Annotated in this window: 11 protein-coding genes; all 11 read right to left on the bottom strand. The window is 72.6% G+C overall.

Translation table 11 applies throughout. The features are described 5' to 3' along the window. Window positions 1–82: 82 nt before the first annotated feature. The 11 genes from OHB09_RS28455 to OHB09_RS28405 all read right to left on the bottom strand — a co-directional run bounded on the left by OHB09_RS28455 (window position 83) and on the right by OHB09_RS28405 (window position 26,519). Complete coding sequence (locus OHB09_RS28455) at window positions 83–295, bottom strand: MbtH family protein (protein WP_006141080.1); 213 nt, start codon at window positions 293–295, stop codon at window positions 83–85. After that, window positions 292–17,241, bottom strand: coding sequence for a non-ribosomal peptide synthetase (locus tag OHB09_RS28450; protein ID WP_328922752.1), 16,950 nt, complete (start codon window positions 17,239–17,241; stop codon window positions 292–294). Before OHB09_RS28450 ends, OHB09_RS28455 begins: the two co-directional genes overlap by 4 nt. A gap of 406 nt (window positions 17,242–17,647) precedes the next feature. Continuing rightward, entirely contained in the window at window positions 17,648–18,022 is a 375-nt protein-coding gene (locus tag OHB09_RS28445; RefSeq protein ID WP_191891489.1) for a winged helix-turn-helix transcriptional regulator, read from the bottom strand. Next, complete coding sequence (locus OHB09_RS28440; RefSeq protein ID WP_167796188.1) at window positions 18,019–18,597, bottom strand: NADPH-dependent FMN reductase; 579 nt, start codon at window positions 18,595–18,597, stop codon at window positions 18,019–18,021. The genes OHB09_RS28445 and OHB09_RS28440 overlap by 4 nt, the downstream gene beginning before the upstream one ends. A gap of 112 nt (window positions 18,598–18,709) precedes the next feature. Continuing rightward, window positions 18,710–19,588: a glutathione S-transferase C-terminal domain-containing protein gene (locus OHB09_RS28435; protein WP_319119311.1), complete on the bottom strand. Its 879-nt coding sequence runs from the start codon at window positions 19,586–19,588 to the stop codon at window positions 18,710–18,712. Between the two features lie 247 nt (window positions 19,589–19,835). Further along, entirely contained in the window at window positions 19,836–20,936 is a 1,101-nt protein-coding gene (locus tag OHB09_RS28430; protein ID WP_328922751.1) for an LLM class flavin-dependent oxidoreductase, read from the bottom strand. Between the two features lie 65 nt (window positions 20,937–21,001). Next, window positions 21,002–21,559 carry an NADPH-dependent FMN reductase gene (gene ssuE / locus OHB09_RS28425; protein ID WP_191851749.1) on the bottom strand — a complete coding sequence of 186 codons (558 nt, stop codon included), beginning with the start codon at window positions 21,557–21,559 and terminating at the stop codon, window positions 21,002–21,004. A 97-nt stretch (window positions 21,560–21,656) separates the two neighbouring features. Next, window positions 21,657–22,802, bottom strand: a complete 1,146-nt coding sequence (locus OHB09_RS28420) for an LLM class flavin-dependent oxidoreductase (protein WP_328922750.1) — start codon at window positions 22,800–22,802, stop codon at window positions 21,657–21,659. Next, on the bottom strand, window positions 22,795–23,886 hold the full coding sequence (locus tag OHB09_RS28415; RefSeq protein ID WP_328922749.1) for an LLM class flavin-dependent oxidoreductase: 1,092 nt from the start codon (window positions 23,884–23,886) through the stop codon (window positions 22,795–22,797). Before OHB09_RS28415 ends, OHB09_RS28420 begins: the two co-directional genes overlap by 8 nt. After that, entirely contained in the window at window positions 23,883–25,268 is a 1,386-nt protein-coding gene (locus OHB09_RS28410; protein WP_328922748.1) for an NtaA/DmoA family FMN-dependent monooxygenase, read from the bottom strand. Before OHB09_RS28410 ends, OHB09_RS28415 begins: the two co-directional genes overlap by 4 nt. An 18-nt stretch (window positions 25,269–25,286) precedes the next feature. Next, window positions 25,287–26,519, bottom strand: a complete 1,233-nt coding sequence (locus OHB09_RS28405) for an LLM class flavin-dependent oxidoreductase (RefSeq protein ID WP_328922747.1) — start codon at window positions 26,517–26,519, stop codon at window positions 25,287–25,289. Between the last annotated feature and the right edge of the window lie 112 nt (window positions 26,520–26,631).

The raw sequence follows: 26,631 nt of genomic DNA, 5'->3' as shown, positions 1-26,631 counted from the left end.
CACCGGCGGTCCTGGACGGCACGTTCCGCGGCGGGAGCCGGCGGCGGGGCGTCGGTCCCCGCCACCGGCTCCCGGGGCGCGCTCAGTCGGTGGTCATGGCGTCCACCAGGCTCTTGGGCCGCATGTCCGTCCAGTTCTCCTCGATGTGGTCGAGGCACGCCTGACGTGGCGCCTCGCCGAAGACGGGCTCCCAGCCGTCCGGCACGTCGACGAAGGTGGGCCACAGCGAGTACTGGCCCTCCTCGTTCCTCAGCACGAGGTAGTCGGCGTCCTCGTCCTCGAAGGGGTTCGTCATCCTTCGCTCCTGTCCTTCGCCCCGGGGGTGGTGGGGGGTTCTTCCTTACGGTCACCGTCTGTCGTGGGCAGCCATGCGGCGACGGCGTTCCACAGCAGCGGGAGCATGGGGGGATCGGCCATCTCGTCGTGCGTGCACGGCAGTCGGGCCTCGCTGATGCGGCCGGTGGTGTAGGGCTGCCACATGGCCCGGCCCCAGCCGTCCTCGAGTTCCTCGGACGAGAGGAAGAGGACGTCGCCGTCGAACACGCGGGGGCGGTGGCCGACGTAGACGCGGGTGTTGTTGGCGATGATCCTCGCCCGGACGGCGGCCTCGTCCTTGGAGATCTCGGCACGGAAGTGGTCCGGGAGTCCGGCGAGGTCGCGGAGGTCGGGTGCCTCGTCGAGGGTGTCCGACTCCTCGGCCGGGGCGTCGGGGTCGAGTCCGGCGCGCTCGTACATCGCGCGGCGCAGCAGTTCCGCGGACTCCTTGACGGCCTCGTCCGTGCCGGGGGTGTCCTCGGGCGCGGGCGCGTAGCCTCCCATGATGACGAGGGCCACCTCCTGGCCGTCCTCCCGCAGTTGCACGGCCATCTCGTGGGCCACCCGGCCGCCCATCGACCAGCCCAGCAGATGGTACGGGCCCGAGGGCCGCACGGTCCGCAGTTCCGCGACGTACTCCTCGGCCATCTCCCGGATGGAGCCCGGCAGTTCACCCGAGGCGTCGGCGTCGCGGGCCTGCAGGCCGTACAGGGGGACCTCGGGGGGAACGAAGGCGGCCAGCGGGGCGAAGCACCAACTCAGCCCGGAGCGCGGGTGCACGCAGAAGAGGGGCGGCCGGCTGCCGTGCGTCCTGATGGGGAGCAGGGTGCGGAGCGACTCGTCCGTCGCGGGAAGGCTCAGCCGGTGGGCGAGTCCCTCGACGCTGGGTGATTCCATCAGGGTCTGGACGGAGACGTCGACGCCCATGACCGCGCGGATGCGGCGCACCAGCCTGACCGCCAGGAGCGAATGACCCCCGCGTTCGAAGAAGTTGTCCGTGACGCCGATGTGCGGCACGTTCAGCTCCTCGGCGAAGACGCGGCACAGGATCTCCTCCTGGACCGTGGAGGGCCGCCGGCCCGCGGCGGACGCCGTGTGATCCGGCGCGGGCAGCTCCCGCCGGTCCAGCTTCCCGTTCGCCGTCAGCGGCAGGCTCTCCAGAACCACCAGCGCGGAGGGCACCATGTGTTCCGGCAGCCGGGCACCGAGGTGGGCGCGCAGGCCGGCGGTGTCGATGCCGTCCGTGCGGTCGGCGGGGACGAGGTAGCCGACGAGTCGCCGGTCGCCGGGGCGGTCCTCCCGCACCACCGCCGCCGCCCGGGCCACGGACGGATGCGCGGCCAGCGCGGCCTCGACCTCGCCCAGCTCGATCCGGAAGCCGCGCACCTTCACCTGGTCGTCGGTGCGGCCCAGGTACTCCAGCTCCCCGTCCGTGGTCCAGCGGGCGAGGTCGCCGGTGCGGTACATCCGTTCCCCCGGGGAGAACGGACTGGCCACGAACCGCTGCGCGGTCAGCGCCGGACGTGCGTGGTAGCCGCGGGCCAGTGGGGCGCCGGAGACGTAGAGTTCCCCCGCGACACCCACCGGGACGGGCCGCAGGGCCGCGTCGAGGACGTGGACGCGGGTGTTCCACACCGGGCGGCCGAGGGGCGCGGCGCCCCGGGGCCAGGTCTCCCGGTCACCGGGCAGGGTGTGGGCGGTCACCACATGGGTCTCGGACGGGCCGTAGTGGTTGTGCAGCACCGTGCCGGGCTCCCCGCACAGCTCGCGGACCCGCTCACCGAGGACGAGGGCCTCGCCGGCCTGGGCGACGTGCCGGAGCCGCGGCAGTGGGGTGCCCCGCTCCGCCACGGCCTCGCCCAGGGCGTCGAGGAGCATGGTCGGCGCGTACAGCTCGGTGATCCGCTGCTCCCCGAGCCAGGTCACGAAGGCCTCCGGGTCCCGCCGGGTCTCCTCGTCCGGGATGACGAGGGTCTTGCCGTCCAGGAGCGCCGAGAGGACCTCCTGGGCCGAGACGTCGAAGCTGATCGCCGTGAACTGGGCGACCCGCGCGCCGGGTTCCGCGGGGACGGCGGACGCGTGCCAGGAGAGCAGGTTGACCAGCGCGCCCCCGGGCATCACCACCCCCTTCGGTCGCCCGGTCGACCCGGAGGTGTAGATCAGGTAGGCCGGATGCTGCGGCAGCAGCGGGGTGGTGCGTTCGCCGTCGTCCGGGGCGCCGGCCGGCAGGGCGTCGAGCGCGGTGAGGACCTCGGGGTCGTCCAGCAGCAGGGTGGGCCCGGCGGCCGGGCGAGCGGCGACCGCACTCGTGGTGAGTGTCAGCGCGGGGTCGGCGTCGGCCAGCATGAAGGCGATCCGCTCGGCCGGGTACTCGGGGTCGATCGGCAGGTAACCGGCGCCCGACTTGAGCACCGCGAGCAGGGCGACGATCAGGTCCACCGAGCGCGGCACGGCCAGCCCGACGATGTCCTCCGGACCGATCCCGCGACGGACGAGCAGCCGGGCGAGCCGGTTCGCACGCCCGTCGAGCTGCGCGTAGGTGATCTCGGCGCCGCCGGACGCCACCGCGACCGTGTCGGGGGTGCGGGCGGCCTGGGCCTGGAACAGCTCGGGCAGCGTGGCCGCGGGCACCTCGCGGGCGGTGTCGTTCCACCCGGTCACCACCCGGTGCCGCTCCTCCGCCGACAGCACCTCCACCTGGCCGACCCGCCGGCCCGGTTCCCTGGTGAGGGTGTCCAGGACGCGGACGAACCGGTCGGCCAGTGCCTGCACCGTGTCGTGCTCGAACAGGTCGACGGCGTAGTCGACACCGCCGAGCAGACCGGCGGGACGACCGCCCCCGCCGCCTCCGGAGGCGGCGCTGAAGGTCTCGCTCAGGCTGAGGAACAGGTCGAACTTGGCGGGCGGTTCACCGGTGGGGAAGGGTTCCGCGCGCATGCCGGGGAGGTCGAGGTCGGCGGGGGCGGTGTTCTGCAGGGCGAGCATGACCTGGAAGAGGGGGTGGCGGGCCATCGACCGGGCCGGAGCCAGATCCTCCACCAGCCGCTCGAAGGGCACGTCCTGATGCGCGAAAGCCCCCAGCCCGTTCTCCCGCACCCGCTCCAACAGCTCCACGAACGTCGGGTCACCGGAAAGATCCGTGCGCATCACCAGCGTGTTCACGAAGAACCCGACCAACTCGTCCACAGCCTCGTCCGTACGCCCCGCCACCGGCGTACCCACCGGAATGTCGGAGCCCGCACCCATCCGGGACAACAGCACCGCAAGCGAGGCCTGCAGCACCATGAACACCGTCACACCCTCGGCACGCGCCAACTCCGCGATCCGGGCGTGGACTTCGGCGGGAATGCACATCTCCACCCGCCCACCACGATGCGAGGCCACCGCCGGACGCGGACGGTCGAACGGCAACGCCAACTCCTGCGGCACCCCGTCCAAAGCCTTCCGCCAGAACGCCAACTGCTCACTCAGGACACTGCCCGGATCACCCTCCTCACCCAGCAACTCCCGCTGCCACAACGTGTAGTCCGCGTACTGCACCGCCAGCGGATTCCACCCCGGCACACCACCCGCCACACGCGCCCGATACGCCACCGACACATCCCGCGCCAACGGCCCCATCGACCAACCATCACCCGCGATGTGATGCACCACCATCAGCAGGACGTGCTCATCCGGCGCCACCCTCAACAACCACGCCCGCAGGGGTATCTCCGCCGCCAGATCAAAGGCACGCACCGCCAACTCCGCGACAGCCCGCTCCACATCCGAGCGCTCCACAACGGTCACCGGCAGCTCGAAGGAGTCGGAGGGGGGAATGATCCGCTGCCGGGGAACACCCTCGTCGGCGGTGAAGACCGTCCGCAAGACTTCGTGGCGGCCCACCACGTCGGCCAGCGCCGAACGCAACGCCTCCACCTCCAGCACACCGGTCAACCGCACAGCCACCGGAATGTTGTAGGTCGCCGACGGCCCCTCCAACTCCCCCAGGAACCACAGGCGCTGCTGCGCGAAGGAGAGCGGCAGGGTGTCGGGGCGTGTCCTCGCCGTCAGCGCGGGACGTGCCGTGCCCGTATCGGTGAGCCGCTGCGCGAGGGCGGCCACGGTCGGGGCCTCGAACAGGGCCCGCATCGGGAGTTCCACGCCCAGTGCCGTCCGGGCCCTGTTGATGAGCTGCACGGCGAGGAGGGAGTGGCCGCCGAGCTCGAAGAAGTTGTCGTCCATGCCGACGGTGGGCAGGCCCAGGACATCGGCGAACACCGTACGCAGCAGCTCTTCCTGGACCGTCGCCGGTCCTCGGCCGGCATCGCCGGCCCGGTGGTCCGGGGCGGGCAGGGCCTTGCGGTCGAGCTTGCCGTTCACCGTCAACGGCAGCGCGTCGAGGACCACGAACGCCGAGGGCACCATGTACTCGGGAAGCACACCCTGCACGTGGCGGCGTACCGCGGCGACCTCCACGCTCTCCGGACCACCCACCGCGACCAGGTAGCCGACGAGACGCCGGTCGCCGGGGCGGTCCTCGCGCACCACCACCGCCGACTGCGCGACGCCGGAGTGCGCGGCAAGCGCCGACTCGACCTCGCCCAGCTCGATCCGGAAACCACGGATCTTCACCTGGTCGTCGGTACGGCCGAGGTATTCGACCTGACCGTCCGCGTTCCAACGGGCCAGGTCACCCGTGCGGTACATCCGCTCACCCGGCACACCGTACGGGTTCGCCACGAACCGCTCCGCCGTCATCCCCGGACGGCCCAGATACCCCCGGGCGAGCCCCGCCCCCGCGAGATACAACTCCCCCGCCACACCCACCGGAACCGGCCGCAGCGCGGCGTCCAGGACATAGACACCGGTGTTGACGATGGGGGTGCCGATGGGCGGAGTGGTGGGGTCCTCGGGGGACAGCGGCCCGGTGGTGGTGGCGCAGACGGTGGACTCCGTCGGACCGTACGCGTTGACGAGCCGGCGTCCGGCCGACCAGCCCGCGGCGAGGTTCCGGGGCAGCGCCTCACCGGCGGTGACGAGGGTCGTGAGCGAGGGCAGGCTGTCCGGCTCCATGAGTGCCAGTGCCGCGGGGGGCAGCGTGGCGTGGGTGACGCCACGCTCGGCGACCAGGCGGACGAGCGCCGGTCCCGGCATCAGCTCGGGGGACGGGGCCGACACCAGGCAGGCCCCGCTGCACAGCGCCATCACCGTCTCCCACACCGACGCGTCGAAGCTCATCGACGCGAACTGCAGGACCCGGCTGCCCGGTGAGAGCGCGAGGTGCTCCGCCTGTTCGGCCGCGAGGCTCGGCAGTCCCCGGTGGGTGACGGTCACGCCCTTGGGCCGTCCGGTGGAGCCGGAGGTGTGGATGACGTAGGCGGGATGCGCCGGCCGCAGCGGGGCCCGGCGCTCGGCGTCGACGGGATCGGTGTCCGCGAACTCCCGCAGTGCGGCGACGGTTTCGGGGGCGTCCACGACCAGCAGGGAGACCTTCCCCGCGGCGGGCCGGCCCGCGAGGTCGCTGCTCGTGAGCATCAGGGAGGGCCGGGCGTCGTCGAGGACGTAGGCGAGGCGTTCGGCCGGGTAGTCCGGGTCGAGGGGCAGATAGGCGCCGCCCGCCTTCGTCACCGCGAGGAAGCCGAGGACGAGGTCGACCGAGCGGTGCACCATCACCGCCACCGGCGACTCGGGGCCCACTCCTCGCTCGATCAGCAGCCGGGCGAGCCGGTTGGCGCGGGCGTTGAGCTCGGCGTAGGTCAGTTCCACGTCCCCGAAGGCGAGGGCGGGCGCCTCGGGGGTGCGGGCGGCCTGGGCCTGGAACAGCTCGGGCAGCGTGGCCGCCGGGACCTCGCGGGCGGAGTCGTTCCAGTCGGTCAGTACGCGGTGCCGCTCCCCGGGGCCGAGGACGTCCACGGTGCCGATCAACCGGTCCGGGGCCTCCTCCAGGGCGGTGACGACGCCTTCGGCGGCGGTGTGGACCATGGCGCACAGGGCGGTGCCCGAGACGGGCTCGGCGGCCTGGAGGGCGAGGGCGAAGTCCTCGCCGGTGTCGTCGACGCTCAGGCCGATCGGGTAGTTCGTCCGCTCCTGGTCGTAGAGCAACTCGACGCCGTCGAGGCCGTGTTCCGTTCCCGGCTCGGTGCTCGGGGAGTGCCGGTAGTTGAACAGGGAGGTGAACAGGGGGGTGTCCGCCTTGATGCCGCCTGCCTGCCGGGCGAGTTTGAGCGGGGCGTGTTCGTGGACGAGCAGGTCGGCGAGCTGGTTCTGCACCGACCGGACGGTGTCCTCCACCCGGGCCTCGTGGGTCCGGACGCGGACCGGCAGGGAGTTGATGAACAGGCCGAGGACGCGGTCGGCGCCGCTCCCCGCGGCCATGCGGCCGAAGAGGACCGTGCCGAAGACGACGTCCTCGCGGCCGGAGGTGGCGGCCAGTACCCGCGCCCAGACGACGTGCAGGATCGTGGCCGGGCTCACGCCCAGCCGGCGTGACTGCTCCCGCAGCCGCCGCGACAGACCGGTGTCCATCACGCGGCGGGTCTCCGTCACGCCGGTGCCGTCGCCGCGCACGTCGAGCAGGCCGAACGGTGCGGTGGGCTCGGTGACGTCGCCGAGCAGGGCGGAGAAGTGCCGCTTGTGTTCCTCCTCCGTCACCCGCAGCCGGGACTGGGCGACGAAGTTCCGGAACGGCAGGGGGACGGGCAGGGTGTCCTCACGGCCCGTGAGGAAGGCCCGCACCTCCCTCAGCAGCACGTCGAGGGTGGTGTGGTCCGCGATCAGGTGGTGGGCCTGCACGAGAGCGAGCCACTGGCCGTTCACCGGGGTGTTCGCCCGGTACACGCGGATCAGCGGTGCCCGGCCGATGTCCATCGTCCCGGGGCATGCGGCGAGCATGCGGCCGGCCGCCTCCTCGTCGGGCCCTTCGGGGAGGTCGACGCCGGTCACGGGGATCGTGGCGCGGCGCGCCACCACCTGGACCGGTTCGCGCAGTCCTTCCCACAGGACGGCGGTGCGCAGGATGTCGTGCCGGTCGACGACCCGCTGCAGGGCGGCCACGAATCCGTCGAGGCGCTGCGGGGAGTCGAAGCCCAGCAGCACCGGCAGCACGTACACGTCGGCCGCGTCGCCGGACTCCCCCATGAGGTGGTGGAAGAGGATGCCCTCCTGCAGCGGGGCCAGCGGGTACACGTCCGCCACGTTCGGGGCTCCGCCCGGGACGCGGGCCACGATCCGGTCGAGCTCCGCGCGGGTCAGGTCCACCAGGGGGAGCATGTCGGGCGAGAGAGCCGTGGCCTCGGCGGGTATCCGGTTCTCCGGGACCGGCACCTCGGCCCGGCCGCCCGCCGCGGCCAGTCCGGCCGCCGTCGGCGCCGCGAACAGCGACCGTACGTCGATGGACACCCCCCGGGCGCGGAGCAGTTCGACCACGCGCACGGCGAGCAGGGAGTGGCCGCCCAGTTCGAAGAAGTTCTCGTCCACGCCGACCGCGGGGAGTCCCAGCACCTCGGCGAAGACCGAGCAGAGGATCTCCTCCTCGACGGTGGCCGGTCCGCGGCCGCCGCCGGCGGCCCGATGGTCGGGGACGGGCAGGGCCTTGCGGTCGAGCTTGCCGTTCACCGTCAGCGGCAGCGCGTCGAGGACGACGAGGGCCGAGGGCACCATGTACTCCGGGAGCGTGCCGCCGAGGTGGGCGCGGAGGGCCGCGGTGTCGACCTCGTCCGTGCGACCGCCCGCGGGCACGAGATAGCCGACCAGACGCCGGTCGCCGGGGCGGTCCTCGCGCACCAGGACCGTCGACCGGCCGACGGCGGGGTGCGCGGCCAGCGCGGCCTCGACCTCGCCCAGCTCGATCCGGAAACCACGGATCTTCACCTGGTCGTCGGTCCGCCCGAGGTACTCCAGCTCCCCGTCCGCGTTCCAGCGGGCCAGGTCGCCGGTGCGGTACATCCGCTCCCCCGGCACGCCGTACGGGTTCGCGACGAACCGTTCCGCCGTCAGCCTGGAGCGGCCGAGATAGCCGCGGGCCAGGCCCGCCCCGGCGACGTACAGCTCGCCCCCCACACCCGGCGGCACCGGCCGCAGGGCCGCATCCAGCACGTAGGCACGGGAGTTGGGGACGGGGCCGCCGATGGATGGGCCCGTCGGACCGGGGGACAGCGGGCCGGCGGAGGTGGCGCAGACGGTGGACTCCGTCGGACCGTAGGCGTTGACGAGCCGGCGTCCGGGCGCCCAGCTCTCGACCACGCTCTGGCCGACGGCCTCGCCGCCGGTGACGAGGGTCCTGAGCGTGGGCAGTTCCTCGGGATCCAGCAGCGCCAGCACGGCGGGGGTCAGCATCGCGTGCGTGACCTGGTGCTCGGCGACCAGGCGGACGAGCGCCGGTCCGGGGAGGAGGTCGTGCGACGGGGCCGACACCAGGCAGGCCCCGTTGCACAGGGCCGTCACCGTCTCCCACACCGACGCGTCGAAGCTCATCGACGCGAACTGGAGCATGCGGGTGCCGGGGGTGATCCCCAGGTCCACGGCCTGCGCGGCGGCCACACTCGGCAGCCCCTGGTGAGTGACGGTCACACCCTTGGGCCGTCCGGTGGAGCCGGAGGTGTAGATGACGTAGGCGGGATGGGCCGGCCGCAGCGGGGCCCGGCGCTCGGCGTCGGTGAGGTCGGTGTCCTCGAAGCCCCGGAGTACGGCGAGCGTCTCGGGCGCGTCGACCACGAGGTGGGACGGGGGCGTCTCGCCCAGACGGGGGGCCAGGTCCGTGCTGGTGAGCACCAGCGCGGGCCGGGCGTCCTCGAGGACATAGGCGACCCGCTCGGCCGGGTAGTCCGGGTCCACGGGAAGGTAGGCACCGCCCGCCTTCGTGATCGCCAGGAAGCCGAGGACGAGGTCGACCGAGCGGTGCACCATCACCGCCACCGGCGACTCGGGGCCCACCCCCCGCTCGATCAGCAGCCGGGCCAGCCGGTTCGCGCGGGCGTTGAGCTCGGCGTAGGTCACCTCGGTGCCGGCGAACACCACGGCGGGCGCCTCGGGGGTACGGGCGGCCTGGGCCTGGAACAGCTCGGGCAGCGTGGCCGCCGGGACCTCGCGGGCGGAGTCGTTCCAGCCGACGAGGAGACGGTGCCGCTCCGCCGGGTCCAGGATGTCGACGGTGCCGACGTGCCGGTGCGGTTCCCTGGTGAGGGCGTCCAGGACGCGGACGAACCGGTCGGCCAGTGCCTGTACCGTGTCGTGCTCGAACAGGTCGGCGGCGTAGTCGACGGCGCCGAGCAGACCGGCCGGGCGGCGACGCGCGGTCTCCGCTTCGGTGCCGGTCGGGGTCTCGGTGCGGGTCTCGATCTCGGTGCCCGTCGTGGCATCGGCACCGGTCGCGGTGTCGGTGCCGATCGCGGTCTCGGTCGCGGTCTCGGTCGCGATGCCGAAGCTTTCGGTGAGAGCGAACGACAGGTCGAACTTGGCCACCGGCTCTCCGGTGGGCAGAAGCTCGGTGTGGATGCCGGGGAGGTCGAGGTCGGCGGGGGCGGTGTTCTGCAGGGCGAGCATGACCTGGAACAGCGGGTGGCGGGCCATCGACCGGGCCGGAGCCAGATCCTCCACCAGCCGCTCGAAGGGCACGTCCTGGTGCGCGAGGGCCCCCAGCCCGTTCTCCCGCACCCGCTCCAACAGCTCCACGAACGTCGGGTCACCGGAAAGATCCGTGCGCATCACCAGCGTGTTCACGAAGAACCCGACCAACTCGTCCAAAGCCTCGTCCGTACGCCCCGCCACCGGCGTACCCACCGGAATATCGGAGCCCGCACCCATCCGGGACAACAGCACCGCAAGCGAGGCCTGCAGCACCATGAACACCGTCACACCCTCGGCACGCGCCAACTCCGCGACCCGGGCGTGGACCTCCGCCGGAACACGGATCTCCACCCGCCCACCACGATGCGAGGCCACCGCCGGACGCGGACGGTCGAACGGCAACGCCAACTCCTGCGGCACCCCGTCCAAAGCCTTCCGCCAGAACGCCAACTGCTCACTCAGAACACTGCCCGGATCACCCTCCTCACCCAGCAACTCCCGCTGCCACAACGTGTAATCCGCGTACTGCACCACCAACGGAGCCCACCCCGGCACACCACCCGCCACACACGCCCGATACGCCACCGACACATCCCGCGCCAACGGCCCCATCGACCAACCATCACCGGCGATGTGATGCACCACCATCAGCAGGACGTGCTCATCCGGCGCCACCCTCAACAACCACGCCCGCAGGGGCATCTCCGCCGCCAGATCAAACGCACGCACCGCCAACCCCGCGACAGCCCGCTCCACACCCGAACGCTCCACAACGGTCACCGGCAACTCGAAAGACTCGGGCGCAGGAAGAATCCGCTGCCGGGGAACACCCTCATCGGCGGTGAAGACCGTCCGCAACACCTCGTGGCGGCCCACCACGTCGGCCAACGCCGAACGCAACGCCTCCACCTCCAGCACACCGGTCAACCGCACAGCCACCGGAATGTTGTAGGTCGCCGACGGCCCCTCCAACTCCCCCAGGAACCACAGCCGCTGCTGGGCGAACGACAAGGGCATGCGCTCCGCGCGCTCGCCCCGCACGAGCGGGCGCCTTCGTGCCGTGGACGTCGTCAGCCGGCTCACCAGAACGGCAGGGGTGGGCGCCTCGAAGACCGCGCGGACGGGCACCTCGGCCCCGAAGACCGAACGGATACGGCTCACCAGCCGGGTCGCCAGCAGCGAATGACCGCCGAGCTCGAAGAAGTTGTCGTCCACGCCGACCGCGGGCAGACCCAGCACCTCGGCGAACACCGAGCACAGCAGTTCCTCCTGGACCGTCGCCGGTCCCCGGCCGTCGCCGGACGCCCGGTACTCCGGGGCGGGCAGGGCCGCACGGTCGAGCTTGCCGTTCACCGTCAACGGCAGCGCGTCGAGAGCCACCAGGGCCGAGGGCACCATGTACTCCGGCAGCACGGAGCCGAGGTGGGCGCGCAGGGCCACGGTGTCGACGCCGCCGGGGTTGCCGGTGGCGGGCACGATGTAGGCGACCAGTCGACGGTCACCGGGGCGGTCCTCGCGCACCACCACCGCCGACCGTGCGACGCCGGGGTGCGCGGCAAGCGCCGCCTCGACCTCGCCCAGCTCGATCCGGAAACCACGGATCTTCACCTGGTCGTCGGTCCGCCCGAGGTACTCCAGCTCCCCGTCCCCGTTCCAGCGGGCCAGGTCGCCGGTGCGGTACATCCGCTCACCCGGACCGCCGTACGGGTTCGCGACGAACCGTTCCGCCGTCAGTCCCGGCCGGTCCAGGTAGCCGCGCGCGAGCTGGGCACCGGCGAGGTACAACTCACCGGCAACCCCCGGCGGTACCGGCCGCAGCCCCGCGTCCAGGACGAGGACTCCCGTGTGCGGTGCGGGCCGGCCGATGGGGATGCCGCCCGTCGTGTCCGGCTCCCCGGGGCCGAGGGTGAAGGTGACGCACCCGACGGCCGCCTCGGTGGGGCCGTACTCGTTGGTCACGAGGACGTCCGGGTGCGCGGACCGCCACCGGGTGAGCTGCTCGCCCGTGAGGTGCTCCCCGCCGACGACGAGGTCTCCCCGTTCGAACGCCCCGGTGGGCTCCTCGGCCAGCAGGCCGAGGTGACTCGGGGTCACCTTGAGGAAGGTGGGCGCCGGCCCGGCGGGAAGTCCTTCCCGGAGGTCCGCGATGCGCAGTGTGCCGCCCGCGAGCAGGGTGCCGTACAGGGGGGTGACGGTCAGGTCGAAGGCGGCCGAGGAGTGCAGCACCGTCCGCCCGCCCAGGCCGGGGTAGGCGCGGAGGGCCCAGTCCAGGTAGTGGGTGACCGCCGCGTGGCTCACCACGACGCCCTTGGGACGTCCGGTGGAGCCGGAGGTGTAGATGACGTAGGCGGGGTGGTCGGGCAGGAGGGCCGCTCCCCGCTCCTCCTGCGTGAGGTCGCCCGCGCCCTGGGCGGCCAGGACGTGCACGGTCTCGGTCGCGTCGGTCACGAGGCGTGCCACGCCCTCGTCTACCGTGTCGGAGAGGGCCCGGTGGGTGACCAGCAGCTCGACCCCGGCGTCGCGCAGCATGTATCCGACGCGGTCGGCGGGGTGGGCCGGGTCGACGGGCACGTAGGCGGCCCCGGTCTTGATCACCGCGAGGAGTGCGACGACGAGGTCGGCGGAGCGGTCCATGAGCACCGCCACGCGTGCCTCCGGCCGGGCTCCCCTGTCCACGAGGGCGCGGGCGAGCCGGTTGGCGCGCGCGTTCATCTCGGCGTAGGTCAGCCCGCTGTCGTCGTGGACGAGCGCGGTCGCGTCCGGGGTGCGTGCTACCTGCGCCTCGATGAGGTCGACCAGCGTGGTGGGCGCCGGCGCGGGCGTGGTGTCCTCGCTCGGCCTCGGCAGGAGCCGCTCCCGCTCGCCGGGCTGCAGGACGTCGACCCGGGTGACGGGCACCGACGGGTCGGCGACCACCGCCCGAAGGACGAGGACGAAGCGCCGCACGACGGCCTCGGCGCTCGCGTGGTCGAACAGGTCCGTGGCGTAGGTGAGCGATCCGGCCAGACCGGCCGCCGTGCCGTCCTCGGCGGTCCGCTCGGCGATCTGGAGGTCCAGGTCGAACTTGGCGGGCAGGGGGCCCGCGGGCAGCGTCTCGACGTGCAGTCCGGGCAGGTCGAGCCGGGCCGCTGCGGTGTTCTGGAGGGTGAGCATGACCTGGAACAGCGGGTGGCGGGCCATCGACCGGGCGGGGGCGAGGTCCTCCACCAGCCGCTCGAAGGGCACGTCCTGGTGGGTGTAGGCGGCGAGGTCCGTCTCGCGGGTCCTGGCCAGCAGTTGCGCGAAGGTCGGGGCGCCGGACAGGTCCGAGCGCAGGACGAGGGTGTTGACGAAGAAGCCGACCAGATCGTCCAGTGCCTCGTCGGTGCGGCCGGCGATCGGGGTGCCGAGGGGGATGTCCTCGCCGGCCCCGAGCCGGTGCAGCAGGACGGCCAGCGCCGCCTGCAGCACCATGAACACCGTCACGCCCTCCGCCCTGGCCAGCTCCGTCACGGCGGCGTGGAGGCGGGCGTCGACGGTCAGTCCGACGGTGCCGCCCCGGTGGGAGGAGAGCGCGGGGCGCGGCCGGTCGAACGGCAAAGCCAGTTCCTGCGGCAGGTCGGCCAGTGCCGCGCGCCAGTGGTCGAGCTGCCGGGCCAGCACGCTGTCCGCGTCGCCCTCCTCGCCGAGCAGCTGCCGCTGCCACTGGCTGTAGTCGGCGTACTGCACCGACAACGTTGCCCATGCGGGGGCGCGACCGGCCTTGCGGGCCGTGTAGGCGGCCGACAGGTCGCGTGTGAGCGGGGCCAGGGACCATCCGTCGCCCGCGATGTGGTGCACGACGAGCACCAGGACGTGCTCCTCGGGCCCCGTCTCCAGGAGCCGGGCCCGCAGCGGGATCTGGCTCGCGAGGTCGAAGCGGTGGTCCGCGGCCTCGGCGAGGGCGGCGTCGAGATCGGTCACGCGCCGGACGGGGAGGGACACCGCGGCCTCGTCCAGGGTGAGGACGCGCTGGTACGGCTCCCCGGCCACCGTGGCGAACACGGTCCGCAGCACCTCGTGCCGCTCGACCAGGTCACGCAGGGCGTTCTCCAGGGCGTCGACGTCCAGCGATCCGGTCAGGCGCAGGGCGAGGGGGATGTTGTAGGTCGCCGAGGGTCCCTCCAACTCCCCCAGGAACCACAGCCGCTGCTGCGCGAAGGAGAGCGGTGTCCGCTCCGTCCGCCCGGCCCGCACCAGCGCCCGCCGCCGCTCGCCGGAGGAGGTGAGCCGGTCCGCGAGGGCGGCCGGGGTGGGCGCCTCGAAGACCGCCCGGAGGGGCACCTCGGTCCCGAGGACCGAGCGGATGCGGCTCACCAGCCGGGTCGCCAGCAGCGAGTGACCGCCCAGCTCGAAGAAGTGGTCGTCCACGCCGACGGCGGGCAGCCCCAGGACGTCGGCGAACACGGTGCAGAGGAGTTCCTCCTGGACCGTTGCCGGTCCCCGGCCGCCCCCGGCCGCCTGATGCGCGGGAGCGGGCAGGGCCTTGCGGTCGAGCTTGCCGTTCACGGTCAACGGCAGCGCGTCGAGGACCACGAACGCCGAGGGCACCATGTACTCGGGAAGCACGGCCTGCACGTGGCGGCGTACCGCGGCGACCTCCACGCTCTCCGGACCACCCACCGCGACCAGGTAGCCGACGAGACGCCGGTCGCCGGGGCGGTCCTCGCGCACCACCACCGCCGACTGCGCGACGCCGGAGTGCGCGGCAAGCGCCGACTCGACCTCGCCCAGCTCGATCCGGAAACCACGGATCTTCACCTGGTCGTCGGTACGGCCGAGGTATTCGACCTGACCGTCCACGTTCCAGCGGGCCAGATCACCCGTGCGGTACATCCGCTCCCCCGGACCGCCGTACGGGTTCGCCACGAACCGCTCCGCCGTCATCCCCGGACGGCCCAGATACCCCCGGGCAAGCCCCGCCCCCGCGAGATACAACTCCCCCGCCACACCCACCGGAACCGGCCGCAGCGCGGCGTCCAGCACATGGACACGGGTGTTCCAGATCGGTGCTCCGATGGGGACACCGCTGCCTCCGGTGTCGCCCTCGCAGGTCCAGGCGGTGACCTCGACCGAGGCCTCGGTGGGCCCGTAGAGGTTGTGCAGCGGCAGGCCGGCGAACACGTCCCGGAACTGTCCGACGACCTCGCCGGTGAGCGCCTCGCCGCTGCAGAACACGGCGCGCAGCGTGGTGCAGGCGGCCGCGGTGGGTTCGCGGAGGAAGACCTGCAGCAGGGAGGGGACGAAGTGAGCGATCGTGACGCCCTCGCGTCGGATCAGTTCGGCGAGGTATGCGGGGTCGCGGTGGCCCGAGGGCTTGGCGACCACGATCCTGGCGCCGTGCAGGAGCGGCCAGAAGAACTCACGTACCGACACGTCGAAGCCGAAGGGTGTCTTCTGCAGCACCCGGTCTTCGGAGCTGAGTTGATAGGCGCCCTGCATCCAGGTCAGCCAGTTGACGACTCCCGCGTGGGGTACGGCCACGCCCTTGGGCCGTCCGGTGGAGCCGGAGGTGTAGATGACGTAGGCGGGATGGGCCGGCCGCAGCGGAGCCCGGCGCTCGGCGTCGGTGGGGTCGGTGTCCTCGAGGTCCCGGAGTACGGCGAGCGTCTCGGGGGCGTCGACCGCGAGGTGGGGCGGGTGCGATTCGCCCAGGCGGGGGGCCAGGTCCGTGCTGGTGAGCACCAGCAGGGGCCGGGCGTCCTCGAGGACGTAGGTGACGCGTTCGGCGGGGTGGTCCGGGTCCACGGGCACGTAGGCGCCGCCCGCCTTGAGCACCGCGAGGAGGGCGACGACCAGGTCGACGGAACGGTGCAGCATCACTGCGACCGGTGTCTCGGGGCCGGCGCCCCGGTCGATCAGCAGCCGGGCGAGGCGGTTGGCGCGCGCGTGCAGGTCCGCGTACGTCACCTCGGTGCCCTCGTGGACCACCGCGAGGGCGTCCGGGGTGCGGGCGGCCCAGGGCCGCAGCAGCTCCGGGAGGGTCGCCGCCGGTATCTCGCGGGCGGTGTCGTTCCACTGCTCCAGGACGAGGCGCTGCTCGGAGTCGCTCATCAGCGGGATCCGGTGGACGCGTTCGTCCGCCCCGGCCCGCGCCAGCCGGTTCAGCACGTCGAGGAATTGCGCGGCGTGCGCGCGCACGGCCCCGGGGTCGTACAGCTCGGGATTGCCCTCGGCGACCACGGACATGCTGCCGTCGGACGACCTGTCGTACACCGATATCGACAGGTCGTTGAAATTGATGCCGCCGAGTGAGTGCGCGCGACTGGGGGCGCCACCGAATGTCAGGTCGTAGTCGAAGGAGACGATATTGACGAGGAGCGGATAGAGTCCGCCGCCGCCCACGAGTTTCAGGTCCCTGAGGATGTCCTCGTAGCGGTATCGCTGATGCCTCAGGGCGTCCCGCACTCCGCGGGACACCTGCTTGACGAGTTCCCCGACGGTGTCCTTCGGCCGTACCGCGAGGCGCAGGGGAATGATGTTCGCGGTCATTCCCGGTATGTCGCGCAGCGCGGTTTTACGGCCCAGGACGGGAACGCCGAGGACGAGGTCGTCCTGGCCGGTGGCGCGGTGCATGTATACGGCGTTCGCGGCCAGTGCCAGGCCCGAAACGCTCGTCCCCAGGCGGCGCGCGGAGGAGCGGAGTTCCGCGGCTGCACCGGCCGGGACGTGGAGCGTGTGGCGGGTCAGTTCGCGGGGGGTGCCGGACGGTTCGCGGCCGCTGAGTCCGATCGCCCGGGGGAGGCCGGCCAGCCGTTCCGTCCAGTATTGACGGTCCTGTGCGAAGTCCGCGGAGGCCCGGTACTCGGCGTCGGCGTCCATGAGGACGGAGGCCGAGGGGAGGGCTTCGCCGGGGAGGAGGGTGCCGTCCCGCAACGCCGTGTAGACGGCGGCGACATGGGAGGCGATGCGGGAGCCCGCGAGCCCGTCGGCGATGATGTGGTGGATGCGCTGGTACCAGAAGAAGAGGCCGTCCTCGATCTTGAGGAGGGCCTCGGTGAACAGCTCACCGCCTCGCAGGTCCACGGGCCGACGCAGATCCGCCCGCATCCATTCCGCGGCGCGGGCGCGCGGATCCTCGGTCTCGCTGAGGTCGACGGTGTGGAACGGCCAGTCGGTGGACGGGGCGGCGTACTGGCGGGGCGTGCCGTCCGGGGCTTCCTCGAAGCGCAGGGCGAAACAGTCGATCTCGGAGACGGCCGTGCGTACGGCCTTCTCGAATAAGCGCGCGTCGACCGTTCCCCGGATCTCTATGTACTCGGCCATGTTGTAGATCGGGTTGTCCGGGTCCAGTTGCTGCGCATGCCATACGCCGAGCTGGCCGGCCATCAGGTCACGACGACCACCACGCGATCCAGACATCCCACACCCCGGTCAACGCTCGCGCTCCGAACAGGAGCAATTACGAAAAGCAATTCAACGGTTATGTTGATCCACTTCACCTTCTCAAGCGGTAGTGGAAACTGTCAACCATCCGAGGACATTGGGTGGTTAGTGGCCGATTGATGCACTTTCACGCCGGGCGCTTCACCCCACTTCACACCCCTCGGCGCCGGTTCCCGCCGAGGTGAAGACACACGGAATCTCCACACCGGCGGGAATTTCTCGTGTCACCTATTAATGGCGTGCCGGGGCCGCGGTGTATACGATTTCTGCTGGCATATACATGACGACTCTTCGCGACTCCACTCCTTGCGATCCCGGCATTCTCGGAGCATGCGGAGGTGGGCCGCACGGTGTCCGGGACGGACTGAGCCCGGTGGCCCTCTCACTCGCCTTCCGGCGCCCCGGCCGGTGCGGCGGGCAGCGGGATCCAGGTGTGCGACCACGTGATGACCGCCTCGATGACCGGTTCCAGGTCCCGGCCCTTGGCGGTGAGGTCGTACCGCACCCGAACCGGCGTCTCCGGCACGACATGACGCTCGATCAGTCCCTCGCGCTGCAGTTCGCGCAGGCGTTGCGCCAGCATGGTGTCGCTGAGTCCGGGCACGGCGTCCCTGATCTGCGCGTACCGGCACTGACCGGTGAACAGCGCCCGCAGGATCGCGCCGGTCCAGCGCGCGCCGATCAGTTCGATCGCCGTGTGGAAGCGCGCGCAGACCGGGTGGACGTCCAGCGTGCCGGGTGCCGGGTCGGTGGTCATGGCGCGGCGGGTGCGCGCAGCGGGCGCAGGGCCTCGGTGACGCGCACGAGTTCGTCGAGCATCGCCTTCGCGGAGCCGGTCATGACGTCGTTGGGCACCAGGCGCCTGTCCTCGTCGAGGAGTTGGTTCACGAAGGGGATGGAGACGGCCTCGAAGACGGGCGTCATCTTCAGGGTGGTCACCACCTGCTTGATCATCTGTGCCGCGCGGGTGCCCGCCGAGACGCCGCCGTAGCTGACCATGCCCACCGGCTTGTACTGCCACTCGCTGTGCAGGTAGTCGATCGCGTTCTTCAGCTCGGCGTTGTAGCCGTAGTTGTACTCCGGCATGACGAACACGAAGGCGTCGGCCTCGGCGACCTTGGCGCTCCAGTCGCGGGTGTGCTGGTGGGTGTAGCGGCCGAGCCGCGGGTGGTGGGGTTCGTTCATGAAGGGGAGGTTCACCTCGGCGAGGTCCACCACCTCCACCTCGTCGAAGCCGCCGTGCGCCGCGGCCTCCGACTCGATCCAGTGCGCGACGCTCGGGCCGACGCGCCCGGGGCGCGTGCTCGCCACGATGATCTCCAGCTTGCTCATGCGGACGTCTGCCTTCCTTGGGGGGACCGAGGGACGCCCGATGCTACTCAATTCATGAGTGGATAAGGAAACCTGAGTCTTCCGAATCCCCTCACATCGGGGCTGTCCGACCTCAGGAGGCGGACTCTTCCAGGATCTCGGGCCCGGCCTCCTGGAAGCAGGCCCGCCAGTCCACGATCGCGACGGCGGCACCCGCGGCCTCTACACCGCGGCAGTGGGCGTGGTGCCTGCGCGTGAGGGCGTCGAGGTCGAGGTGCCGGCCGAAGGCCGGGCGGGCCGTCAGGCGTCGGGCGTAGGCCCAGACGTGGGGGTGCCCGGTGACGCGGTGGACGGCGGCGGCGTCGAGGTGATGGCGGTGCACGGCGTCCAGTTGGACGAGCGCCGCCCACAATTCGACGTCGGCGAGGGTGAGTTCCTCGCCCACGACGTACGCGTGGGAGGCGAGGCGGGTGTCGAGGGAGTCCAGGGTGCGCAGCAGGAGGGCGAGTGCGGCCTCGCGCTCCGCCGGGTCGCCCTCGGAGTCTCCGGCGCGCTGGGCGGCCTCGTTGATGCCCTGGGCGCAGAGCCGCTCCACGGCGTCGACGGCCTCCTCGCGGCCCCGGGGACGCAGGTCGGGGCCGTGGTTGCCGAAGCGCCGGACCAGGTCGCGGAGGATGCCGGGGGTGTGGGTGCTGACGATGGTGCCGGTCCAGTCGTCGCTCAGCACCGGCGCCACCGCCGGGCCGGGGTGCTGGTGCGAACTGGCCTCGTACAGCGGGCGCAGCGCCCGGTGGCCGCCGTCCGGAGCGTCGGGCAGGGCGGGCAGCGGCGTGACGGGGAGGACGTCGTCGAGGCCGAGCAGGCTGTGCGTGACAGCTATCCGCAGACAGTGCGGACAGGAGGGCGACAGGTGGAGGCGGTAGCGCCGGGGCGCGGCGTAGTAGCCGCTGCGCGCGTCACGGCCGATCCGGCCGCGGAAGGACGGCACGACGGTCGGGGATATGGCGGACATGCGTCTCCCTGGGGTGCTGGCTGCGGGAACGGCGGGGCAACGGGAACGACGACGACGGGGGCGGCGCGGCAACGGTGACGGCACGGGGGATGGTGGGACGCGAGCTCATTCCCTACTGGTTCAGTAGGGTTACCGTACTGGAGTTTCTGCCTCCGGCGGGGCCTCGTCAAGTGCGCATGCCTCACCCCCGCTCGAACGTCTCACCAGGTGAGAAGGGGCGCGGCACATGTCGTTCCGATGACCGTCGTCACGGTCGCCGCCACACCCCCCGCTCCTCCAGCCTCGACAGGACACCCTCGCCGAACCAGTAGGCCTCCTCCAGGTGCGGATAGCCGGAGAGCACGAACTCCTCGATGCCCAGGGCCGCGTACTCCTCGATCCGGGCGGCCACCTCGGTGTGGCTGCCGACCAGGGCCGTGCCCGCGCCGCCGCGCACCAGGCCGATGCCCGCCCACAGGTTGGGGTGGATCTCCAGCCGGTCGCGGCTGCCGCCGTGCAGCGCGCGCATCCGCCGCTGGCCCTCCGACTCGCTGCGGGCCAGCCCCGCCTGGACGGCCGCGACCGTGTCGGCGTCGAAGCCGTCGAGGAGCCGGTCCGCCTCGGCCCAGGCCTGCTCGGCGGTGTCGCGCGTGATGACGTGCAGCCGGATGCCGAAGCGGATCTCCCGGCCCTGCCGCGCGGCCAGTCCCCGGATCCAGGCGATCTTCTCCGCGACGGCCTCGGGCGGCTCGCCCCAGGTCAGGTACACGTCGGCGTGCTGGGCGGCGATCTCCCCCGCGATCGGCGAGGAGCCGCCGAAGTACACCTCGGGGAGCGGATCGGGCACCCGGGTCAGCCGTGCCTCCTCGACGTGGAGGTGCCGGCCGCGTGCCGTCACGGTCCGGCCCTCCCACAGCTCCCGCACGATGCCGAGGAATTCGCCGGTGCGGTGATAGCGGGCGTCCTTGTCGAGGAAGTCGCCGTAGGCGCGCTGCTCGTGACTCTCCCCGCCGGTGACGACGTTGAGCAGCAGCCGCCCGCCGGAGTGTCGCTGAAAAGTGGAGGCCATCTGCGCGGCGAGCGTGGGCGAGACGAAACCCGGGCGGAAGGCGACGAGGAACTTCAGCCGTTCGGTGTGCCGGCTGACCATCGCGGTGGTCAGCCAGGCGTCCTCGCACCAGGCCCCCGTCGGGGTGAGCGCCCCGGCGAAGCCCAGGTCCTCGGCGGCGCGGGCGATCTGGGCGAGATAGGCGACGGTGGGCGGCCGGTCCCCCGCGGAGCGCGTGACGGGGGTGCCGTGGCTGCCGCCGACGACGTGCCGGCTGTCGCCGTTGGTGGGCAGGAACCAGTGGAAGACGAGGGAGGACACGCGGGGCTCCGATCGGTGGAAGGTGTTCGGGTTCCGCGGGGGGGGCGGACCCGGCGGCCCGGGTCTCAGCCCGTGGCCGCCAGCGCCGTCGTGCGCCCGCCGAGCGCCGCCGAGAACTGGTCCGTGACGCGGGCCAGCCCCTCCGCCGCACCGGGGGCGAGGCTCGCGGTGCCGTCCTCGCCGACCGTGATGTCCTTGTCGAGCGTGAACCAGCCCGGCGTGATGTGCGCGGGGCCCATGGACGCGAGGACCGGGCGCAGGGCGTAGTCGATGGCCAGGACGTGGGCGGTGGTGCCCCCGGTGGCCAGCGGGAGGACGGTCTTGCCGACCAGGGCGTACTGCGGCAGCAGGTCGAGCAGCGACTTCAGCAGCCCGGAGTAGGCGGCCTTGTAGACGGGTGTGCCGATCACGATGCCGTCCGCCTGCGCGAACAGGGCGGTGGCCCGGACGATCGCCGGGTGCCCGAAGTCGGCCAGGAGCAGCGCCTCGGCGGGGAGGGTGCGGACGTCCAGCGGGGTCACCCGGTGTCCCTGGGCGGTGAGCCGCCGGTCCAGATGGCGCAGCAGGCGGGCGGTGCGGGAGGTGGCGGAGGGGCTTCCGGAGACGGACAGGACGGTGGCCATGCGAGGACCTCTCGATGCGTCGTTGCGGGTACGGAACCGGCGGACGGGAGCCCGGGGAGCCCTGGTACGGAATCCGCCGGGGAGGACCGGGAAGGGGTCAGCGCGGTCCGAGGGTGTGCCCCCTGCGGCGCCATTCCTCGGCGAGGAGCGCGTAGGACCGGACCCGGTCGGCGTGGTCGTGGGTGATCGTCGTGATGAGGAGCTCGTCGGCGTCCGTGGCCTCCCGCAGCCGCTCCAGCTCGTCGGCGACCCGGGCGGGCGAACCGGTGAACCGGGTGTCGAGGCGGTCCCGCACGAGGGCTCGGTCCTCCTCCGTCCACGGGTGGGCGCGGGCCTCCTCGGGCGTCGGGAAGGGGATGGCGCCCTCGGCGGTGCGGATGCTGCGCACCCACGGGCCGTACCCGGTGGCGAGTTCGCTGGCGGTGGCGTCGTCCTCGGCGACGACGACGTCCGCCGAGACGGTGACGTAGGGCTTGTCGAGGTGCTCGGACGGCTGGAAGAAGGCCCGGTAGCCCTCCACCGCCTCCAGGACCGTGGCCGGGCTGACGTGGTAGTTCGCCGCGAACCGCAGCCCCCGGCGGCCGGCGACCGCGGCGCTCTGGCCGCCGCTGCTGCCGAGGATCCACACCTGGAGGTCGGCGCCCTCTCCCGGCACGACGTGCGCCTCGACGCCCTCCGGGGAACGGTAGGTGCCCTCCAGGAGGGCGAGCAGGTCGTCGATCTGCTCGGCGTAGTCCTGCGAGTCGGCGCCCGGGAGCATGAGCAGCCTGCGCTGCAGGGCGACGCGGGGCGAGCCGAGGAGGTGCGCGAAGGAGAACCGGGGCGGGATCAGCAGGCCGTTGGGGGTGCGCCCGTCGACGACCGGGGTCGTCGGCGGCGGTGCGGAGTGCTCCCCCGGCGGGCGTCCGCCCGAGCGGCCGAGACCGAGGTCGAAGCGGCCCGGGTGCACGGCGTCGAGGAGGCCGAACTCCTCCACGGTGGACAGCGCCGTGCGGTGGCCGAGCTGCACGGCGCCGGAGCCGAGCCGGATGGTGGAGGTGGCGGCGGCGGTCAGGGCCAGGACGACGGCGGGCGAGGTGCCGGCGACCCCGGGGTTGAGGTGGTGCTCGGCGAACCAGTAGCGCCCGTAGCCGAGGCGTTCGGCCTCGCGCGCGAGGTCGACGGAGTTGCGCAGGGCGTCGGCGGCCGTCGCGCCGGAGGGGACGGGGACGAGGTCGAGGACCCCGAGGGTGAGGTCAGACACGGGCGGACTCCTGGGGGTCGGGGGCGGCCGGGAGCACGGGGGCCCAGGCGAAGGGCGGGTCGGGGATCTCGCGGCGCAGCACGGGGGCGACGGCGGACTGGAACAGTTCGAGTGAGGCGCGGTGCCGGCGCGGGGACAGCCCGCCCGCCTCGGCGTGCACGTGCAGGACGGTGTGCCCGAGCCGCTCGTGGTAGCGGTGCACCTTCTCCACGACCTGCTGCGGGCTGCCGATCAGCGCCGAGCTGCGGGCGGCGAAGTCCTCCAGCGTCTCGAAGACGACGGGGAGTCCGGCCTTCCGGGCGAAGGCCAGGTTGTCCTCGAAGACCGGCCGGTAGGCGGCGAGTGCCTCTTGGGAGGTCGGGGCGACGAGGATGCCTGCCGTGCCCGCGCCGACCGTGAGGAGCGCCGGGTCGTGCCCGTGGTGCCGCCAGCGTTCCCGGTAGTGGCGGACCAGTGCGGCGTAGGGCTCGACGGGATGGGTGACGTTGGCCGAGAACAGCGGCTCGCCGTACCGGGCCGCCAGCTCGACGGACTCCTCGCTGGTGGCGCTGCCGTGCCAGACGCGGACGGGCCGCTGGTACGGGCGGGGCCACACCTCCGCCTCGCTGAGCGGGGGGCGGAAGCGGGTCGCGGCGGTGACCTTGTCCTCGCGCCACAGCCGACGGAACACCTCGTAGCTCTCGGCGTTGCGCTCCCACTGGTCCTCGGGTGTGACGTGGAACAGCTCGCGCTGCGCGGAGCCGTTGCCCTTGCCGATGATCAGGTCGAGGCGGCCCCCGGAGAGGTGGTCGAGGGTGGCGTAGTCCTCGAGGGCGCGGACGGGGTCGAGGAGGCTGAGGGTGGTGACGGCGGTGAAGAGGCGGATGCGCCGGGTCAGTGCGGCGATGTGGCTGAGAAGCACGGGCGGCGAGGAGGACAGGAAGGGCCGCTCGTGCCGCTCCCCCACGCCGAAGCCGTCGAAGCCGAGTTCCTCGGCGAGCAGCGCGGTGTCGAGGACCTCGCGCAGCCGCTCGTGGGTGGGGGTGAGGACGCCGGTGGCCGGGTCGGGGCGGTGGACGACGAGGGTGATGGCGAGGAACCTCACGAGGCCACCCGCCGCGTCCGGCGGACGTGGTCCGGGTGATCCGGGTGGTCGAGGCCGAGGTGCTCGCGCAGGGTGGTGCCCTCGTACTCGGTGCGGTACACCCCGCGTTCCTGGAGCAGGGGGACGACGGTGTCGGCGAACTCGTCGAGACCGCCGGGGGTCACGTGCGGCACGAGGATGAACCCGTCGCTCGCGTCGGTCTGCACGAACTCGTCGATGGCCGCGGCGACGGTGGCGGGCGAGCCGACGAAGCTCTGCCGGTTGCCGGTGTGGATGACCAGGTCGCGGATGGACCAGCCGTGCGCGGCGGCGAGTTCGCGCCATTCGCGGGCGGTCGCCAGGCGGTCGCGGTACTCGCGGGTCTGGGCGCGGCCCCGTGCGAGGTGCTCCTCACCGGTGTCCGGGTCGATGTCGGGCAGCGGCCCCTCGGGGTCGTAGGCGGACAGGTCCCGGTTCCACACGAACTCCAGGTGGCGCAGCGCGGTGGCCCCGCTGACCTGGAGGCGGCGCACCTCCCGGGCGCGTTCCTCGGCCTCGGCGTCGGTGTCGGCGAGCACGAAGGTGGCGGCGGGCAGGATGAGCAGGTGCTCGGGACGGCGGCCGTACCGGGCCAGGCGCGCTTTCACGTCGGCGTAGAAGGCCCGGCCGGTGTCGAGCCGGGAGTGCCGGCTGAAGATCGCGTCGGCCTCGGCGGCCGCGAACTCGCGGCCCTCCTCGGAGTCGCCGGCCTGGAGGATCACCGGGCGGCCCTGCGGGGAGCGCGGCACGTCGAACCGGCCGTGGATGTCGAAGTGCCGCCCGGTGTGGACGAAGGCACCGGCCTTCGCGTCCCGCAGGAACGTTCCGGTGGCCGGGTCGGCGACGATCTCGTCGCCGTGCCAGGAGTCGAAGAGCTCGTGCGCGGTGGCGAGGAACTCCTTGGCGCGCGAGTAGCGCTCCTCCTGCGGCAGGAAGCCGCCGCGCCGGAAGTTCTCACCGGTGAAGGCGTCCCAGGAGGTGACGACGTTCCACGCGGCGCGACCGGCCGAGAGGTGGTCGAGACTGGCGAACTGGCGGGCCACCTCATAGGGCTCGTTGAAGGTGGAGTTGATGGTGCCGGTGAGCCCGAGGCGGTCGGTGACGGCGGCGAGCGCGGCCAGGGCGGTGAAGGTGTCCGGGCGGCCCACGACGTCCAGGTCGTAGATCCTGCCCGCGTGTTCCCGCAGCCGGAGGCCCTCGGCGAGGAAGAGGAAGTCGAACCTGGCGCGTTCGGCGGTGCGCGCGAAGTGGACGAAGGACGAGAAGTCGATGTGGCTTCCCGCCTCCGGATCGCTCCAGACGGTGGTGTTGTTGACGCCGGGGAAGTGTGCGGCCAGGTGGACTTGCTTCAGCGGCTCGGTCATGTCGGCTTCTCCTCCGGCTCAGGCGGTCGCGTAGCGGTTGGCGGGGCGGGCGAGGCCGAGCAGGCCCCGCAGGGTGTCCGCCTCGTAGGCACTGCGGAAGGCACCGCGCCGCTGGAGTTCGGGGACCAGGAGGCGGCTGACGGCCGGGAGGTCGTGCCCGGCGACGGCGGGCCGCAACCGGAAGCCGGTGAGTCCCGCCGACTGCAACTCCTGGAGGAGATCGGCGAGTTCGACGGGTGTGCCGGTGAAGACGCGGGCGTCGGAGGTGTACGGGGCACCGTCGAGGTCGTCCAGGCGGGCACGCCGGTCCTCGGCGGCGGCCCGGGTCTCGTCCAGGAAGACCACCAGGTCACCGAAGACGTGCAGAGGTACACCGGCCCGTCCGGCGGCCTCCTGCTCCGCGCGGATCTCGGCGATGATCGCACGGGCCTGATCGGCGTCGTGCGGGGTGACGTACCCGAGGTCGGCCTGGCGGCCGAGGAGCCGGAAGGGGACCGTCCGGTGGGCGAGGGCGGTGACGAGCGGCTGGCCCTGGGGCGGGCGCGGGGTGATGGAGGGGCCCTTGACGCGGAAGAAGCGGCCCTCGAAGTCGACGTAGTGCAGCTTGTCCCGGTCGACGAAGCGGCCGGTGGCCACGTCCCGGATCTCGGCGTCGTCCTCCCAGCTGTCCCACAGCCGCCGCACCACCTCGACGTAGTCGGCGGCCTCGTCGAACAGTTCGGTCACCGCGGGCTGGGCGGCGAGGTCCCGGTGGAGGTCGACGCGGGGGGCACTGCGGCGGCCGAAGTGGTCCGCCTCGTCCGGCCGGACGCTGATCCGCACCCTGAGCCCGGCCCGGCCGCCGCTGACGTGGTCGAGGGTGGCGATCGCCTTGGAGAGGTGGAACGGCTCGGTGTGCGTGACCACGGCGGTCGGCACCAGCCCGATGTGACGGGTCAGCGGGGCGATCCGGGCGGCCGTCAGGACGGCGTCGAGTCGCCCGCGCACCTGGTCGGTGCGCTCGTCGGGGGCGAGGGGCAGGGAGGACTGGGGGGCGAGGCCGTCCTCGAAGGTGACGAAGTCGAGCAGCCCCCGCTCGGCCTCGGCGACCAGGCCGGCCCAGTACCCGGCGGTGAACAGCTCCCGCGGGCGGGCCACCGGCTCGCGCCAGGAGGCGGGATGCCAGCCGGTGCCGTCCAGGGCGACGGCGAGGTGGAGGAGGGAGGGCGAGGAAGGGAACGAGGACGACGAGGAGGCGGAGGGTGAGGACACGGGGGGGCAGGCCTTCCGGGAGTCCGGGACGGGAGAAGGGCGGAGACTGCGGGGTGGCGGAGAGCGGCCAGGGCGGCGGAGAACGGCCGGGGCAGCGGGTGTGAGGCACAGC

Origin of the sequence: Streptomyces griseoaurantiacus (assembly GCF_036189845.1) — a bacterium.
Classification (GTDB): domain Bacteria; phylum Actinomycetota; class Actinomycetes; order Streptomycetales; family Streptomycetaceae; genus Streptomyces; species Streptomyces griseoaurantiacus.
This window is presented reverse-complemented; position numbering and strand designations above follow the sequence as displayed.

Excerpts from the sequence above, each read along its gene's own strand:
- OHB09_RS28455 (WP_006141080.1), bottom strand. The coding sequence starts at position 295 with ATGACGAACCCCTTCGAGGACGAGGACGCCGACTACCTCGTGCTGAGG.
- OHB09_RS28450 (WP_328922752.1), bottom strand. The coding sequence starts at position 17,241 with ATGTCTGGATCGCGTGGTGGTCGTCGTGACCTGATGGCCGGCCAGCTC.
- OHB09_RS28445 (WP_191891489.1), bottom strand. The coding sequence starts at position 18,022 with ATGACCACCGACCCGGCACCCGGCACGCTGGACGTCCACCCGGTCTGC.
- OHB09_RS28440 (WP_167796188.1), bottom strand. The coding sequence starts at position 18,597 with ATGAGCAAGCTGGAGATCATCGTGGCGAGCACGCGCCCCGGGCGCGTC.
- OHB09_RS28435 (WP_319119311.1), bottom strand. The coding sequence starts at position 19,588 with ATGTCCGCCATATCCCCGACCGTCGTGCCGTCCTTCCGCGGCCGGATC.
- ssuE (WP_191851749.1), bottom strand. The coding sequence starts at position 21,559 with ATGGCCACCGTCCTGTCCGTCTCCGGAAGCCCCTCCGCCACCTCCCGC.
- OHB09_RS28410 (WP_328922748.1), bottom strand. The coding sequence starts at position 25,268 with ATGACCGAGCCGCTGAAGCAAGTCCACCTGGCCGCACACTTCCCCGGC.